This window comes from Thioclava sediminum (genome assembly GCF_002020355.1).
GTDB lineage: Bacteria > Pseudomonadota > Alphaproteobacteria > Rhodobacterales > Rhodobacteraceae > Thioclava > Thioclava sediminum.
The window spans coordinates 51,931-67,799 of record NZ_MPZV01000004.1; the positions used below are offsets into that span (position 1 = coordinate 51,931).

Consider the following 15,869-nt stretch of genomic DNA (forward strand, 5'->3'; position numbering starts at 1 on the left):
CGTGAGAGAAACGGCGAAATTCGCGGTCAGCCTGTTCGGGCGGCTGTTCCAATCGAATATCACCCTCGTGTCGGCGGGGGTCGCCTTCTATTCCATGCTCGCGATCTTCCCCGGCATCTCCGCGACCATCGCGCTGTGGAGCGCGTTTGCCGATCCGACGGTGATCCGCACCTATCTCAACGTGGCGGATGATTTCATCCCGCCCGAAGCCTATGCGCTGATCAACGACCAGATCCAGAACTGGCTGATCGGGCCGCGCGCAACGATCGGGCTCGGCGTGATGTTCTCTGCCGCCGTGACCCTGTTCTCGGCCCGCGCGGGCGTCGCGGCGCTGGTGCTCAGCCTCAACGTGATCCACGGCACCCGGCCCCGGGCGACGATCTGGAGCTTCATCATGGGCTACCTGATGACGATCGCGCTGGTCGGCGTGATGCTGGCCGCAATGGCGACGGTGGTCGTCGTCCCCGTCGCCATCAACTTCCTGCCCTTCCACGAATATTCCAAGATTCTGCTCTCGGGTCTGCCATGGGCGGCGATGCTTTTGCTGATGCTGACGGCGCTCGGCATTCTCTATCGCTACGGGCCCAATACCGAGGGCAAGCGCGATCCGATCCTGACGCTCGGCGCGGTGCTGGCGACGGCGCTCTGGGGGCTCAGCTCGATCGGGCTGACCTTCTACCTTTCGAATTTCGGCAATTACAACAAGATCTACGGCTCGATCGGGGCGGTGATCGCGCTTCTCGTCTGGCTCTATCTCAGCGCCTTTTCGGTGCTGATGGGGGCCGCGCTGAACGCAGAGCTCGCCGCCTTCCGCAAGCGTCGCGCGCAAGAGAAACTCCGCGACGCGATCGAGGGCGACGACGAGGCTAAGGCCAAGGAAGCATCCTCGTCATAAGTTTCACTTATTTCCGGGCGCGGAAATGAAGTGAAACTTATGGATCAGTAGTTCTTCTCGAAATAGAGGCCGACCCCGCTCTTGCCGTCGGAACCGACGGTGCCGCGCGCGGTGAGGCTCTTGGTCACATCCAGATTGAGGTTGATCTGCGAGGTCCCGTCACCGCCCACCGTGACATCGGTATAGATATTGTCCGACAGGTATTTCCCGACCTTGAGCTGGGTGTTGCCCTGCGCATCGGTCGAGACGTCGAAATCATCCAGCCCGAAATTCTTCCGCAGCTTGCCGATGATCCCTTCGCCGCCCTTGCCCGCGAGTGTCGCGACGGCCGAGGCCAACTGCGCCGCCTGCAAGGGCGAGAGATTGTCGATGGAGCGCCCGAAGATCAGCCGCGCGAGAACCTCATCCTGTGGCAGGTCAGGGGAGGACGCGAAGGTCACCAACGGCGCATTCGCCTGCCCCTGAATGTTGATCGAAATCGTGTAATCGTCCTGCGTCGTGGTCGCGGTGAAGTCGATATAGGGTACCAGCGCGCCTTGCAGCGCGATCCGGCCCTGATCGAGCGTGAAGCGCTGCCCCAGAATGTCGAGCCGACCGCGCACAAGCGAGAACTGCCCGATCGGGATCACGTTCGCCGTGGTGCCGGTGATCCTCAGCGAACCGCCAAGCTCCGCATCCAGACCCCGGCCGCGCACGAAGATGCCGCGTTCGGAGGCGATGGTGACATCGAGCGGGAACGACGGACCGGAGGCCTTCGCACCACCGCTCGCATCGCTCTGGCCATTGTTCAGCAGGCTCGCACGCTTCAGCGTCTCGCGCACCGCACCGCTCTCGCCGACATGCTGGATCCCGTCGGGGACCGAAGCCCCGCCGCCGACGCCCGAGGAGGGCACCCGCAATTCGGTATCGCTCAGCGTGATGCGCCCGGCGATTTTCGCACCGCCGGTCAGCGGCCCGTCCATCGTGATCGTGCCCGAGGCGCGCGTGTCATACAGCTCGGGATCCTTCAGCCGCGCGCGGTCGAAACGGATCGTCAGATTGCCGTTATAGGGCGCGGAGAGGTTGATCGGGCCGTTGACGGTGATTTGCCCGCCCGTGCCCAGCCGCCCGGTCACGCCAAGCTGCGCGCTGCCATTCGAAAGCTGCACGCGCGTGTCGACGTTTTCCAGAACCATGCCGAGATTGGGGGCGACAACCTTCGCGCCATTCGACGTCACCGTGCCCGACAGCGCCGCCAGCCCCGGCTTGCCGTTCATCCGCAGATCGAAGCTAAGCGGGCCCTGGACCGAGCGCGGCTCGATGAAGCTGTTGGCGAGCGCGGTCTGCGCCTGCCCGGTGATCGAGAGATCGGCATCGGCGAAATTCGTCGCCATGCGGCCAGACACTTTCGCGTCCAAGCCGCCCGGTCCGGTGCCGGAGAGGCTCAGATTATAGCCAGAGCCATCCTCGGTGACCGTGCCCGACACCGTCACCGGTCCCGGGAAGCCCGGCGCAAGCAGCGCGGCATTGGCGAGGCGCGCGTTCAGGTCGACCTTGCGCGAGGTCTCGTCCGCGGTCCCCTTGGCGGAAACGTCGAGCTGCGGGTTCTTCAGGTCGAGGTTCTGCACTTCGACCGCGCCGTTCGCATATTTGGCCTGCAGCGAGAGGTTCGTCGTGCCCGCCAGCAGCTTGTCCGCCTCGGGCTGACCGATTGCGAGGGATTTGCCGGTGCCGTCGAGCGTCAGCCCATAGGTCGCGCCATCCATCGTCGCCGTCGCATCGGCCACGAGCGTACCGCCATATTTCGCGCCCAGCGCCGACAAATCCTTGGTGTCGAGATGGGCGGTCACCTTACCCTTGTCGCCGTCGAGATTGCCCTGCGCCTGCAACTCTCCCGCTGCGGTTTTCACATCGAGCGAGTCCAGCGTCATGCTGGCATCGCTGCGCGAGCCCGAGACCGAAAACTCAGACCGCCCGGCCAGCGCGCGGTCCACCTCGGGGATACCGATCGCGAGGGAATTGCCGGTGCCTTTGAGCGTCACCCCATAGGTGCCGCCATTCAACGTCACGGACGCATCGGCGGCCAACTTGCCGCCATATTGATCGCCCAGCAGCGACAGGTCATTTGTGTCGAGCGTGGCGGTCAGTTTGCCGTTCTCGCTCGCCAGATCACCCTGCGCCTGAAGCGTGCCCGCGCTTGTTTGCACGTTAAGCGAATCCAGTGTCAGCCCGGTCTCGTCGCGCTTGGCCGAGATCGCGATTTCCGACCGGCCCGCCAGCGCACGATCCGCCTGCGGCTGGTCGATCGAGATGTCCTGACCGACGAGGTTGAGATTGGCGTCGAAGGCGCCGCTGAGAACGGTGTATTTCCCGGCGACCGTCATCCGCGCCGCGCCGCCGAGATCACGCCCCGCCAGACCCGACAGCATCGAGAGGTTCGAATGGTCGACCTGCGCCGCGCCCTCGATGGTCACACCCTCGCTGATATTGTCGATCGTGAGGTTGGAATTCAGGCTGTAGCCGGTGCCTTTCAGCGCCAGTTGCGACAGGCGCAGCGGCTTGTCCTGCTGCCACGAGAAGACGGTGCGCAGGGTAACGGCGCTGCCCGCGGCGGCGCTCAGCTTTGGATCGGACAGCTCCAACCCGTTGATACCCAAAAGCACCGTACCGCCCGCAGAGGGCGGCGAAGCCTGCCGGATGCGGCCCGAACCCGAGAGGTTCGCGGTCAGCATCTTGGTGCCATCTTCGCGGCGCAGCTGGTTCAGACGGCCCGTCAGCTTCCAGCCATCGCCCTCGGCCTTGTCATAAGAGAGATCGAGCGTACCCGATTGCACATAGGTTTTCGGCCCCGAGATCGGCAGCAGCACCTCTTGGCCATCGCCGAGGCCGAGATTGGCGGTGAGGTCGAATTTCACCGGCATGTTATTGGCGCCGGTCTGCGCCGAGCCGTTCAACTGCAGCGCGCGCGATTTCAGATCGAGCGTATTGAGCGTCGTCTGTCCCGAGGCCGTGCGCGTGCCATCCGCGACCAGCGCGACCTCGTTGCCGAAGAATTCGTGGTAGTCGGGCGGCAGCAGCGGACGGATATCGCCACCCAGCGCGACGGAGAAGGTCGTTACCTTGTCGCTGCCTTCGGGTGCGCCCTCGGGCAGTTTGCTGCCCACCGAGACCTGCCCCGCCAGACGCTGCTGACCTTCGGTGCTCAGCACGATATCGGCGGTGAAATCGTCGAGCGGGCCCTTGCCCGAAACGGCGAGCGTCATCGCCGGATTGCCCGGAAGGCCGACCTTCTGGACGATGATCCCGTTTTTGCCCTCGTCCACCAGCAGGTCGAGGCCCAGTTCACGCGTGGCGTTTTCGTAGGATGCGGTAAGGGAGAACTGGCCCTTCTTGTTGTCGATCCGGGTGATGTCGAGCTTGGCGTTGCCCTCGCCCCCTGCGAGCGACATCGAGCCAGAGACTTTGACCGTCGCCTCTTGCCCGAGGATTGGCTCGCCGAGGATCACCTTCTTCGCGTCGATCTTGCCGATCTGCACCGAGACGGGCAGGTCGGGAAGCTGGAACGGCTTGGCCTCGGGGCTGGGAGCGGTCGAGCTGCTCTCGGAGGTCGGCAGGCGCGGCAGGTCGATCTCGGCGGCGGAGAGCTCGTCGATCTCGATCTTGCCGGTCAGCAGCGCCGTGCGGTTCCACTGGAGTGCGCCATCCTTGATCGTGATCCACGCGCCGTCCTTGTCGGAGATCGTGAGCTGATCGAAGGTCGCCCGCGAACTGAGCGCCCCCGAGAACCCGTCGAGCCGCACGGTACGCCCGGCGCCCGAGAGGTTATCCTCGATCAACCCGGTCAGATAGGAGCGGTCGCGCTGCGTCTGCTCGTCGGTCGCGGCCCCTGCCCCATCTGCGGTCTGCGGCGCGCTGTCCTGCGCGGTGGCGACCAGCGGCGTCAGGCAGAAAGCGAGAAGGATAGCGAAACGTTTCATCAGAAGGCCTGCCCGATACCGATATAGAGTTGCGCCCCCGATCCGGTGCCGCCCGAGACCGGGAACCCGACGTCGAGGCGGATCGGGCCGATGCCCGTCTTGTAGCGCAGGCCGAGGCCCGCGCCCGCCTGCGAGCCCGAGTCGCCGCCGCCCGCGATATAGCCATAATCGTAGAAGGCGACCGCGCCGATCTTGTCGGTGATGCCGATGCGCGCCTCGCCCTGGAAACCCACGAATTCGGTGCCGCCGGTTTTCAGCGTGCCGCCATCGAGCACTTCGACGCCGAGCGACTGGTAGGGCTGGCCGCGCACGGTGCCGCCGCCGCCCGAGTAGAACAGATAGTCGCGCGGGGTTTCCTCGAGATCGGAGCCATAGACCCCGCCAAGCTGCACGCGCCCCGCGAGCACGAAGCGATCGTTCTGCCCGAAGCCCCGATAGGCGCGCAGATCGCCGGTGACCTGCGCCCCGGTGCCGGTATCGCCGCCGATCCCCACGAAGGGCGTCACGCCGGCCTGAATGTAATAGCCCTTTGTCGGATCGAGCTTGTTGTCGCGATCGTCCCAGGTGAGTTTCGTCGGCAGATAGACCTGACGGAAATAGGTTTGTCCCGAGTCGTCGGTCACCTTGGACCAGCCGTAATTGATCGAGACGTCGCCGGTCAGCTTGTCGTTGAAGATCCGCGTCAGACCGAAGCCGATATCGAAGGCGTTCTCGGTGTAATCCTCTTCGTTCTTCTGGCTGATCTCGGTGGTGATATAGGCGCTGGTTTCCGGGTTGAAGGTCGCCGGGCGGTCGATCCGCGCGCCGATCGAGTAATCCGTGCCGCCCGTCGCGCCGCCGATGCCGGAGATGCCCGCATCCACGCGGAAACGCTCGCCGCCGCCGAAGAGGTTGCGGTGCAGCCAGTAGCCATTGAGGCCGAGCCCGTCGCTGGTGCTGAGCTCCGCGCCGAGGCCGATCTTGCGTTTCTTCTGCTCGACCACGGCAAGGTTCACATCGAGGCTGTCATCGGGGTTGAGGGTCTTGGCCTCGGTGATCGCGACCGAGGAGAAAATCCCGGTGCGCTGCAGCCGCGCCTGAACCTGATCCAGCTTCTTCGGGTCGTAGACCTCGCCCGTCGGGAAGCCCGCGATCTCGCGCAGGCGTTTCGTGCGCAAGCGCTTGTTGCCGGAGGTTTCCAGCCGCCCGAAGGTCACCAGCGGCCCCGGTGCCAGACGCACGTCGGAGGCCAGCTGATTGGCGCGGTGATCCGCGACGATGTTCTGATAGGAGACTTCCGCCTTGGCGTGCCCCGCATCACGCCAACCGGTCGTCGCCGCGCTGGCCGCATCGACGATCACGCCCGATTTCGCGACCGCCCCGACCTTATAGCCCTCGGGCAGATCGGTTTTCGGCGCGACCGGCGCGATATCGGCGCGCGAGAAGGTAAATTCGGGGCCCGGCGTCACGGTCACGGTGACGTTGTTCACCGTGGAAGGTGCATCGAGCGGCGGAATCGAGGCGGCCTCGCGCCCGTCGAGCTTGATCGACACGGTGCCCGAATACCGTCCCTCAGCGAACAGTGCCGAAACGATCCGGTTATAGTCGGCGCGCGCCTCGGAGAGCACGTCCTGCGCGTCCTTGCTGTCGTCTTCTGCAGATTGCACCAGAAGCGATGCGCCCTTGATCGTATTGCGCAGATCGTCTGACGCGCCGGGAGTGTTGAACTTCAACGAATATGCGAGTGCCGGGGTCGCGAGGATCGCAAGCGCCGCCACGCTCAAATGAAAAACTCGGATGGTCTTCAGTCCCATTACTCATGCCCCCGCCCAATCGAGAGCAGAGTTACAGGTAAGCGGTACGAAAGCTAGGGCAAGCGCGGAATTCCGCGTAGCAATTTAAGGCAATCGGCAGAAATCCCCACTACTCAGCAGATCAGCGCGGGCAGGATGCGGGAGATATGCTCGTGCATGTAAAACCGGAGCCAGCGCGAGAACCGATCGGGATAGCGCCGCACCTCGGCCCCGAGGTCGTAAAGTCCGATCCAGCGGGTCTCCGAGACCAGCTCGGGATCGGGATTCACGGTGAGGCCGCGCTGCGCATAGGCGATGTAGATGTCGGTTACTTCGTGCTCGACCAGCCCGTCGCCGATATCCATCCGGTATTCGATGCGGTCGGCATGGGCAGGATAGAGCCCCTCGATGCCCAGCTCCTCGCGCAGTCGCCGCAGCGCACAGGTCTCGGGGCGCTCCCCCCAATCGGGATGACTGCAGCAGGTATTCGACCAGAGACCGGGGGATTGCAGGCAGTTTTCCGAGCGCTTCTGCAGAAGGAGCTTTTCGCCATCCATGACGAAAATGGAAACCGCCCGGTGGCGGATCCCTTCGCGATGCGCATCCATCACGTCGACAGGGGCGAGCGTGCCCTCGATCCATGCCTGTATCTGGCCCATGATACCTCTTTTGAATCCGGTGATCCTGTCCGGGTCGCGGACGGGATCACCGTTACAAAATGGGTCCGTGACAGGCCAGAGTCACGGTGTCAGCTTGTCCCTGAGGCACGATGCCGCGCCTCAGGTCAGCTTGACGAATCAGACCGTCGTGGGCGCCTCGGTCTGCTGACGACGCGCCAGTTCGTTGCGGTACAGCGCGACGAAATCGACGATCTCGAGGTTGAAGGGCGGGAAGCCACCGTCGCGGGTCACGTCCGAGACGATGCGACGCACGAAGGGGAACAGCTGACGCGGGCATTCGATCAGCAGGAAGGGATGCAGCTGATCTTCCGGCACGCCTTCGACGTGGAAGATGCCGCCGTAATCGAGCTCGAGCAGATAGAGCGTCGCGCCGTCCGACTTGTTGTTCGCGGTGATCTTGAACTTGGTGATCACCTCGTATTGATGCTCGGCGTTGCGCTTCTTGGCATCGAGCGACACCTGCACCTGCATCTCGGGCTGGATGTCGCTGGTCTGCACGCCTTTCGTGGCGACATTGTTCTCGAAGGACATGTCGCGCGTGAATTGCGCGAGGATGTTCATACGCAGCCCTTGTTGCTCTTGCTGCGGATCCGCGGCGCCGTTGGTCTCGCCATTTGCTTCGTCAGTCATCGACCTCTCCCAAAATTATTTGTGCGAGGTTTAGCACCGGCAGAAAGAAGCCTCAATTCTCAATGACGCGTCCAGCCGGACGGCCCGTCGGAGGGCTTGCCGTTGGGATCGTCGCGATGGGTCATCTCCTCGACCTCTTCGGCATCGAGGATCTCCGGATCGCGCGGACGGTTCGGAGGTTCGCGGCGCGGATCGTATTGGGTCGTCGTCCGGTATGCGCCGCCCATCTCGAATCGCTGCACCTTCACCCGGCTCGCTGCGGCTTTCATCACCCAGTCACGAATTCCGGGGATCAGCAGCAGGATCCCGACCGTATCGGTAAAGAAGCCCGGCGTCAGCAGCAGCACCCCGGCCACGAGGATCATCGCACCATGCGCCAGTGGGCGCGACGGGTCGCTCAATTCATTGAGAGAGCTGCGCAGATCGTTGAGCGCACGCGCCCCTTCCCTGCGGACCAGCGACGTGCCCACGATCGCGGTCAGCAACACGATCCCCAGCGTCGGCCACAGGCCGATGAGCCCGCCCACTTGAATGAACAGACCGATCTCGATCAGCGGCACGGCCAGAAAGGCCAGAAAGATCCACATGGCATCCTCTTTTATCGCGTCTCCGGGCAAGCTGCGCCGGTGGACTTGAACTAGTTGACGCCTTACATAAGTAGCCATTGACCTAGAAACAAACATGAAGCCAAACACAGGGGTCTCGATGTCCGGTGCCGTCATTCAGCTTATCGTCCTCGCGGCGATTGCGATCTTCCTGATTTTCAAGCTGAAAAGCGTGCTCGGGACCCGTGAGGGCTATGAAAAGCCGATCGCGCCCGAAACGCCGGACACGCCGGCGCCGAAGCGCGATTTCGACGTGATCGAAGGCGGTCCCGATCACGATATCATCGACAATGTGCCCGAGGGCTCGACCGCCGCCGTCGCGCTTGCCGCGATGAAACGCGTCGAGCCGAGCTTCTCGGTCTCGGAATTCCTGCAAGGCGCGCGCGGCGCTTACGAGATGATCCTGATGGCTTTCGAGACCGGCGATCTGGAAAAGGTCCGCCCCTTCCTGTCCGCCGAGGTCTACGAGGCCTTCGAGGGCGCCGTGGAAGCGCGCAAGGAGAAGGGTCTCGATGTTCAGGCGGAATTCCTCGGCCTGCGCGAACTGGTGCTGAGCAATGCCGATTTCGACCACTCCACGAAGGAAGCCGAAGTGACCGTGCGCTTCGGGGCCGAGATCATTTCGGTCGCGCGCGACGCCGCCGGAGAGGTGGTCGAGGGCGACCCCAAATCGCCGCGCAAGCAGCGTGACATCTGGACCTTCGCCCGCACGATGGGTGCGAATGACCCGAACTGGCAGCTCGTCGCCACGGGCGGCTGAAGCCGGTGGCGCTGTCCTTCGCCGATATTCCCGGATGGACCCGGGACGATCACGCCGCCGCTTGGGCGGCGTTTTGCGTTACGGCCGATCTCTATGGGATGGACACCGCCGGGCTGGGCGATGCCAGAGCCGCCTTCGAGACCTATTTCACCCCCTATGAAATCGCCCCCGAGGCGGCTGCGCATTTCACCGGATATTACGAACCCGAACTGCCCGGCGCGCGCGAGAAATCCGACCGCTTCGCCTGGCCGCTTTATGCGAAACCGGGTGAAATAGGGTCTAATTCGCCGTGGTATACCCGCGCCGAGATTGCGGCTGGCAATCTGCTGGCGGGGCATGAACTGGTCTGGCTGGAGCGCCCGATCGAGGCCTATCTCGCGCAGGTGCAAGGCTCGCTACGGGTGCGGTTTGCGGATCGCGGCAGCCTGCGGCTGGGTTTCGACGGAAAGAACGGGCATCCCTACCGCTCGATCGGCAAGGAGCTGATCGCGCGCGGCGCAGCCCCGGCCGAGGGGATGACGCCCGAGTTCATCCGACGCTGGGCCGCCGAGAACCCCGATCAGCTGCAAGGGTTGCTCGATCACAACCCCTCTTTCGTGTTCTTCCGGGTGCTGGATATCCCGGGCGACACCGGCCCCCTGGGCGCGATGGGGCGTCCGGTGAGCGCGGGACGCAGCCTCGCCGTGGACCCCGAGGTCGTGCCGTTGGGCAGCCCGGTCTGGATCGACTGTCCGGGCTTTGGACAGCGGTTAATGGTGGCGCAGGATGTGGGCTCTGCGATCAAGGGCGCGGGGCGCGGCGATATTTTCATTGGCACCGGCATGGACGCCGGACGTATCGCGGGCGCGATCAACGCCAAGGGCCGGATGATCGGCTTGCGGAGGCGCGCATGAGCCGCAAACGCAAACTCAGCCCCGAGGAACGCGCGCTGTGGGATCGCGTGGCGTCGACCACGGAGAATTACCGCCCGAAAAAGGCCGATCCCGCCGAATTAGAGTCTTTTCTGGCGCCCAAACCCAAGCCGAAAACGAGAGCCGAGGGGCTGCGCAGTTTCGAGATGGGCCAGCACGCCAAGCCCTCGCCCAGCCGTCACGATCTGACCCCGGAGCCGGGCGAGCATCTCGCACGTCAGCCCGTCACGATGGACCGCAAGGCGCATAAGGCGATGACGCGCGGCAAGCTGAAGCCCGAAGGCGTGCTCGATCTGCACGGGCTGACATTGGCCGAAGCTCATCCCGAACTAATCCGCTTCATCCTGAATTCACAAAGCCACGGCAAACGGCTGGTGCTTGTGATCACAGGCAAGGGCAAGCGCGGCGACGATGACGGTCCGATCCCGCGCCGCGTCGGCGTGCTGCGTCATCAGGTGCCGCAATGGCTGCGGATGATGCCGCTCGCGCCCGCCGTCATGCAGATCAACGAGGCGCATCTGAAACATGGCGGCGCGGGCGCCTATTACGTCTACTTGCGCCGGATCCGCTAACCGCCCGAGATCGGCGCGAGGATGATCTGCGTCGTATTCTCGACCGTCAGCACCACAGCATCGCCCAGCCCCGTGCGCCCGAACTGTTCTACCTCGAGCACCTCGGCCACTTTCTGCGCGCTGTCGAGCAGCCGGATCAGCGCAGGCGAGGTGACGACGTTGAAATGCCCGTCGCCTGTGTTGAAGGCCGAGACGTTGATCAGCGTCACCTTGTAATGCGCGATGCTGGAGACGTCTTCCAGATTGCCCAGCCGGTCGCGCTTGCCCGACAGCCGCGCCGAGAGTTGCAGCGCGCGATCCTTCGCGGAGGTGAAGATGATGAACGGCTGCGGCAGCGCGCCGATCGCGTCGGCCTGCGTCTTGAACACATCCACCGCGATGTCCGGCGAGATCAGGACCACCCCGGAAATCGTCGAAAATCGACCCTGTTTCTGCGCAATCGCCTCCTGACGCAGCACCTCCATCACCAGTTCCGCGCCCAGCGAATGCCCCACGATCAGGATGCGTTTCGCCCCGGCCGCGTTTAGATCGTCGATCAATTTCTCCAGCCCGTCGCGCGCGAACAGCACCGAATCCCGGTCATAGGCATAGCCCAGCACATTCGCCCGCGACGGCCAGGAATAATGCACGAGCACGCCAGGCAGATCGAAATCCGCGCCCATCTGCGCCATCCGGTACAGCCCCTCGGCGAAGGAGTTGTTGAAGCCGTGGACGAACAGCACCGCCTGCCCGTCATGTTTGCGCAGCGCCGTGCGCAGCTCCGACTGGAACGCAGGGCGCTTCATGTCGATTTCGGATTGCGAGACGAGGAATTGCTTGTCCGGGTCGACCGGCGAGGTGTCGGTCATCGGATAGGCGATCTCGGCCACCTCGCGGTCCGGGGGCGTCGCGACGTCGAAACGTGCGAGCCGCAGCTGCTGGCTGCGCGCGGTGCCGAAGGGTTGCCCGGTCTGCGGATCGGGCGCCCGGGTCGAGCCCACGAAAATAGACCGCGCATCGGCGACCGGGTGTTCAAGATAGGCAAGCCGCCCACGCGGTGCGCAGGCGGCCAAGCTCAGCATCAAGATCATGATCAGAAACCGCACCATCGCCCGTGCCTTGCATCCCTCCCGCAGGAGGATACCAGAGCGCGCGCGAGGTGCCAGTGCCCTAGAGGACGTAGCGGCTCAAATCGGTGTCGCGGGTCAGATCGCCCAGCTCGTTCTCGACGAATTCCGCATCGACGGTGACGCTTTGTCCGCCACGGTCGGGCGCGGTGAAGGACAGCTCCTCGAACACGCGTTCCATGACGGTATAGAGCCTTCTCGCACCGATATTCTCGACCGATTGGTTCACCTCCGCCGCGATCCTGGCGAGCGCCGCGATGCCGTCCTCGGTGAAGGCGACCTCGACCTCTTCGGTCTTCATCAGCGCCTGATATTGCCGGGTCAGCGCGTTGTCGGTCTCCGACAGGATGCGGGTGAAGTCCTGCTCGGTCAGCGCCTGCAGCTCCACGCGGATCGGCAGACGGCCCTGCAGTTCGGGCAGCAGGTCCGAGGGTTTCGCGATGTGGAACGCGCCCGAGGCGATGAAGAGGATATGATCGGTCTTCACCGGGCCGAGCTTGGTCGAAACGGTCGTTCCCTCGATCAGCGGCAGCAGGTCGCGCTGCACGCCCTCACGGCTGACATCGGCCCCGCGCGCGTCCGAGCGCGCCGTGACCTTGTCGATCTCGTCGATGAAGACCATGCCGGAATGCTGCACGGCCTCGAGGGCTGCGGTCTTCACCGTCTCGTCGTCGAGAAGCTTGTCGGCCTCTTCCGAGATCAGCGTCTCGTAGCTCTCCGAGACCGTCATCTTGCGCCGCGTGGTGCGGTTGCCGCCGAAGGCTTTGAACAGGTCCTGAAGACCCTGCATCTGCTGCTCCATGCCCGGCTGGCCGCCCATCATCCCGAGCGGCATGCCGCCGGACTGATCGGCCACGTCCAGCTCGATGATCTTGTCGTCGAGCTCTCCATCACGCAGCTTCTTGCGGAACATCTCGCGGGTGCTTTCGCGCGCATCGGTGCCGGCGAGCGCGGCGATCACGCGATCCTCGGCGGCCTGATGCGCCTTCGCCTTCACCTCTTCGCGCATGTAGTCGCGGGTCTGAACCATCGCGACATCGGCCAGATCGCGGATGATCTGCTCCACGTCACGCCCGACATAGCCCACTTCGGTGAACTTCGTCGCCTCGACCTTCAGGAAGGGCGCGCGGGCCAGCTTCGCCAGACGGCGCGAGATCTCGGTCTTGCCGACGCCGGTCGGGCCGATCATCAGGATGTTCTTCGGATAAACCTCTTCGCGCAGATCGTCGGGCAGTTGCTGGCGGCGCCAACGGTTGCGCAGCGCAACGGCGACGGCGCGCTTGGCGTCCTTCTGGCCGATGATGAAACGGTCGAGTTCCGAGACGATTTCGCGGGGGGTCAGATCGGTCATGGATTACTCCGTGGCATAGGGCGGCAGGCGATGCTTGCCGGGAAAATTGGGAAGCGCGCGCATCAGGCGCGTGCGCAGCTCGGTCCAGAAGGAGCCGAGCGCGGTGAGAAAGAGGCCGATCAGGATCAGCGTGATCCACCAGCTACGCGGATCGGCAGCGTCACCGAAAGCGTAGAAGCTGAGAAAGATCATGTAGCCGATCCCGGCCGTGAAGAAGGAGCGCCGGTCGATGATCAGCGCCAGCGCGGCGAAGACGGCCAAGGTTGCGAGCAGCAGCACATAGCCCGTCCCCGGCCCCATCTTGTAGAAGGTCAGCGCGAGCGTGTTGACCAGCGCGGGGGCTGCCAGAACGTGCAGCCAGAAGCCCGAGGCCGATTGGCGACCCAGACGATGCGGGTCGCGCATGTCGAACCAGATGCCGCCTGCGAGCGCCAGAAGCCCGAAGACCAGCATCGCGAGCGACAGCGCCGAGCCGTTCGACAGATCGAACAGATCGACCGTCTGAGAAATCGGCGCTTCGGGGTCGAAGCCTTTCGCGAAAGACAGAAGCAGGCCCAGCCCGCAAAGCCCCACGAGGAACATCGAGAACGGCACCCGGTAGCGCAGGAACCATGCGATCAGCGCGACGGCGGTCGCGACCAGCGCGAGATCGAAGTTGGGCGCCTCGGCGATGAAGCGCATCCCGAGGATCGGAATGCCGAGGAAGCTCGCCAGCACCGCCCCGCCCAGCGTGAGCGTCAGCAGGATCGAAGGCAGCACCATGCGGCGCTTGCGGGTGAAATATTCCCCCAGCAGCGCAATCAGCGGGATCAGCATCGCGTAACCCAGCTTGCCGCCCGCGAAGAGGAGGAAGCCGAACGACCCCGTGATCAGGATGCCAAGACCCACCGTCACGAAGATTTCGGCGAAGCCTTTAAACAGTTCGAACGGTTCGTCCTCGGCCGGAAGGGCCGCGCGACCGGCGAGGCGGTTGCTCGCCAGCGCCATCACGGACGCGGCCTGCGCCTCGTTGATATGGCCAGCCGCGACCGCCGCGCGCAGATCGTCGCGCGTCAGCTCAGCCACCGATGCTCTCCACCGTCAGGTTGCCATTGGTGTAGACGCAGATGTCCGAAGCGATCGCCATCGCCTTTCGCGCGACCGCCTCGGCGTCGAGATCGGTTTCCATCAGCCCACGGGCCGCAGCGAGGGCGAAGTTGCCGCCCGAGCCGATCGCGGCGATGCCATGTTCCGGCTCCAACACGTCACCCGCGCCGGTCAGGACATAGAGATCCTTGCCATCGGTCACGATCAGCATCGCTTCGAGATTGCGCAGGTATTTGTCCATGCGCCAATCCTTCGCCAGCTCCACGCAGCCGCGCATCAGCTGACCGGGCGAGGCTTCGAGCTTCTTCTCGAGCCGCTCCAGCAGGGTGAACGCATCCGCGGTCGAGCCTGCGAAGCCCGCCACAATGTCGTGACCGCCGGGGCTCAAGCGGCGCACCTTGCGCGCCGAGCCCTTGATGACGGTCTGGCCAAGGCTGACCTGCCCGTCGCCCGCGACCACCACTTTACCACCCTTGCGGATGCCGATGATCGTTGTGCCGTGCCAGCCCGGGAATTTCTCTTCGGCCATGTTAGTCCTCCGTTTGCGCCAAAGATATGTAACCCGCAGGCCGGGGCTGCAACCCCGCTTGCCGGTGCGTGAGCCTGCGGCTAGCGTCACCGCATGAGCGCGCAGCACCTTTCGATCTATCTCGATGACTGGATTCTGGAGCAGGTCCGGGCCGGTGAACACAATTTCTTCAAGCGGCTGATCGGAGCGGTGGAGACGGCGGATTGGACCGTCAGCCTGCATCGGACAGGCCCCGAGGCGCGCGCAGCGGCCCCTGCCCGCGAAGGCTATGCGCTTTACCGGATGGAGCCGCCGACCCATGCGCGGGCGCTGACCTGCCGACGGACCTATGTGGGGGCGTTCTGGCATGTCGAGACGGAGGCGGAGCGGTGGGATTGGCCGGTCGCTCAGGCGGCCTTCGATGCCGATGAAGTGGACGGGGAGGCCGCCGCGCAATTCTTCTTTTCCACGCGAAATAGGCTCTATCCCGGCGTAAAACCGTCCGATGAGGAGGATCTGGCCTTCATTCCGCTGCAAGGGCGACTGCTGGATCACCGCTCGTTCCAGTCGGTGAGCCCGGTGCAGATGATCGAGGAAGTGCTGGCCCGACATTCCGGCCCGGTCGTGGCCACGCTGCACCCCAACGAGGACTACACAGCACGCGAAATCGAGGCGTTGGAGGCGATCGCGGCCCGCTACTCGCGCTTTCGCTTCCAGTCAGGTGGCTCGCCCGAGCTGCTGCGCCGCTGTCGCTTCGTCGCCACGCAAAATAGTGCGCTCGCCCTCGAAGGGTTCTTCCTGCGCAAACCGGCGATCCTGTTCGGCCTGTCGGATTTCCACCACATCGCGGGATCGGTGCCGCGCGAAGGGATCGAGGCCGCTTTCGCCAAATTGCGCGAGACGCCGCCGGTCGCTCGCTACCTCTATTGGTTCCTGCAGCTGCAATCGCTGAACGCCGGCCGCCCCGAATTCGAAGACCGCCTGCGTGCCCGGCTGCGCCATTTCGGCTGGCCGATATGAAAAAAGGCGCCCGAGGG

Annotated in this window: 14 protein-coding genes; 5 read left to right on the plus strand and 9 right to left on the minus strand. The window is 64.3% G+C overall.

From position 1 onward, the window contains the following. The first annotated feature begins 1 nt into the window (after position 1). Positions 2 to 895, plus strand: coding sequence for a YihY/virulence factor BrkB family protein (locus tag BMI91_RS15545; RefSeq protein ID WP_078570556.1), 894 nt, complete (start codon positions 2 to 4; stop codon positions 893 to 895). A 44-nt stretch (positions 896 to 939) separates the two neighbouring features. On the opposite strand, the gene BMI91_RS15550 is transcribed toward BMI91_RS15545, so the two are convergent. From BMI91_RS15550 to BMI91_RS15570, 5 genes are all read right to left on the minus strand, one after another. Beyond that, complete coding sequence (locus BMI91_RS15550) at positions 940 to 4,851, minus strand: translocation/assembly module TamB domain-containing protein (RefSeq protein WP_078605817.1); 3,912 nt, start codon at positions 4,849 to 4,851, stop codon at positions 940 to 942. Next, positions 4,851 to 6,644: an autotransporter assembly complex protein TamA gene (locus tag BMI91_RS15555; RefSeq protein WP_078605818.1), complete on the minus strand. Its 1,794-nt coding sequence runs from the start codon at positions 6,642 to 6,644 to the stop codon at positions 4,851 to 4,853. Before BMI91_RS15555 ends, BMI91_RS15550 begins: the two co-directional genes overlap by 1 nt. 113 nt (positions 6,645 to 6,757) lie before the next feature. After that, the gene (locus BMI91_RS15560) at positions 6,758 to 7,285 is read right to left on the minus strand and encodes an isopentenyl-diphosphate Delta-isomerase (protein WP_093477209.1); all 528 of its coding nucleotides are present in this window, start codon (positions 7,283 to 7,285) and stop codon (positions 6,758 to 6,760) included. A gap of 135 nt (positions 7,286 to 7,420) precedes the next feature. Beyond that, the gene (gene secB / locus BMI91_RS15565; RefSeq protein ID WP_078522734.1) at positions 7,421 to 7,933 is read right to left on the minus strand and encodes a protein-export chaperone SecB; all 513 of its coding nucleotides are present in this window, start codon (positions 7,931 to 7,933) and stop codon (positions 7,421 to 7,423) included. A gap of 59 nt (positions 7,934 to 7,992) precedes the next feature. After that, positions 7,993 to 8,520, minus strand: a complete 528-nt coding sequence (locus BMI91_RS15570; RefSeq protein ID WP_078605819.1) for an FxsA family protein — start codon at positions 8,518 to 8,520, stop codon at positions 7,993 to 7,995. Between the two features lie 118 nt (positions 8,521 to 8,638). Between BMI91_RS15570 and BMI91_RS15575 the strand changes: the two genes are divergently transcribed. From BMI91_RS15575 to BMI91_RS15585, 3 genes are read left to right on the plus strand one after another with little or no spacing between them, the layout of a single operon-like run. After that, positions 8,639 to 9,298, plus strand: a complete 660-nt coding sequence (locus tag BMI91_RS15575) for a Tim44/TimA family putative adaptor protein (RefSeq protein ID WP_078570827.1) — start codon at positions 8,639 to 8,641, stop codon at positions 9,296 to 9,298. Between the two features lie 5 nt (positions 9,299 to 9,303). Beyond that, entirely contained in the window at positions 9,304 to 10,191 is an 888-nt protein-coding gene (gene mltA, locus BMI91_RS15580) for a murein transglycosylase A (protein ID WP_244176659.1), read from the plus strand. Then, positions 10,188 to 10,781: a Smr/MutS family protein gene (locus tag BMI91_RS15585; protein WP_078605820.1), complete on the plus strand. Its 594-nt coding sequence runs from the start codon at positions 10,188 to 10,190 to the stop codon at positions 10,779 to 10,781. The genes mltA and BMI91_RS15585 overlap by 4 nt, the downstream gene beginning before the upstream one ends. Here BMI91_RS15585 and BMI91_RS15590 read toward each other — a convergent pair. The 4 genes from BMI91_RS15590 to hslV form a co-directional block, all read right to left on the minus strand. Next, complete coding sequence (locus BMI91_RS15590) at positions 10,778 to 11,851, minus strand: alpha/beta hydrolase (protein WP_158522183.1); 1,074 nt, start codon at positions 11,849 to 11,851, stop codon at positions 10,778 to 10,780. The genes BMI91_RS15585 and BMI91_RS15590 overlap by 4 nt on opposite strands. Before the next feature lie 79 nt (positions 11,852 to 11,930). Then, positions 11,931 to 13,238 carry an ATP-dependent protease ATPase subunit HslU gene (gene hslU, locus BMI91_RS15595; protein WP_078602462.1) on the minus strand — a complete coding sequence of 436 codons (1,308 nt, stop codon included), beginning with the start codon at positions 13,236 to 13,238 and terminating at the stop codon, positions 11,931 to 11,933. Between the two features lie 3 nt (positions 13,239 to 13,241). Next, entirely contained in the window at positions 13,242 to 14,303 is a 1,062-nt protein-coding gene (locus BMI91_RS15600) for a hypothetical protein (protein ID WP_078541443.1), read from the minus strand. Continuing rightward, positions 14,296 to 14,853, minus strand: coding sequence for an ATP-dependent protease subunit HslV (hslV, locus tag BMI91_RS15605; protein ID WP_078522728.1), 558 nt, complete (start codon positions 14,851 to 14,853; stop codon positions 14,296 to 14,298). The genes BMI91_RS15600 and hslV overlap by 8 nt, the downstream gene beginning before the upstream one ends. Before the next feature lie 93 nt (positions 14,854 to 14,946). Between hslV and BMI91_RS15610 the strand changes: the two genes are divergently transcribed. After that, complete coding sequence (locus BMI91_RS15610; protein WP_078605822.1) at positions 14,947 to 15,852, plus strand: UDP-N-acetyl glucosamine 2-epimerase; 906 nt, start codon at positions 14,947 to 14,949, stop codon at positions 15,850 to 15,852. Positions 15,853 to 15,869: the final 17 nt, after the last annotated feature.

Excerpts from the sequence above, each read along its gene's own strand:
- BMI91_RS15550 (WP_078605817.1), bottom strand. The coding sequence starts at position 4,851 with ATGAAACGTTTCGCTATCCTTCTCGCTTTCTGCCTGACGCCGCTGGTC.
- BMI91_RS15555 (WP_078605818.1), bottom strand. The coding sequence starts at position 6,644 with ATGGGACTGAAGACCATCCGAGTTTTTCATTTGAGCGTGGCGGCGCTT.
- secB (WP_078522734.1), bottom strand. The coding sequence starts at position 7,933 with ATGACTGACGAAGCAAATGGCGAGACCAACGGCGCCGCGGATCCGCAG.
- BMI91_RS15570 (WP_078605819.1), bottom strand. The coding sequence starts at position 8,520 with ATGTGGATCTTTCTGGCCTTTCTGGCCGTGCCGCTGATCGAGATCGGT.
- BMI91_RS15575 (WP_078570827.1), top strand. The coding sequence starts at position 8,639 with ATGTCCGGTGCCGTCATTCAGCTTATCGTCCTCGCGGCGATTGCGATC.
- BMI91_RS15585 (WP_078605820.1), top strand. The coding sequence starts at position 10,188 with ATGAGCCGCAAACGCAAACTCAGCCCCGAGGAACGCGCGCTGTGGGAT.
- BMI91_RS15590 (WP_158522183.1), bottom strand. The coding sequence starts at position 11,851 with ATGATCTTGATGCTGAGCTTGGCCGCCTGCGCACCGCGTGGGCGGCTT.
- hslU (WP_078602462.1), bottom strand. The coding sequence starts at position 13,238 with ATGACCGATCTGACCCCCCGCGAAATCGTCTCGGAACTCGACCGTTTC.
- hslV (WP_078522728.1), bottom strand. The coding sequence starts at position 14,853 with ATGGCCGAAGAGAAATTCCCGGGCTGGCACGGCACAACGATCATCGGC.
- BMI91_RS15610 (WP_078605822.1), top strand. The coding sequence starts at position 14,947 with ATGAGCGCGCAGCACCTTTCGATCTATCTCGATGACTGGATTCTGGAG.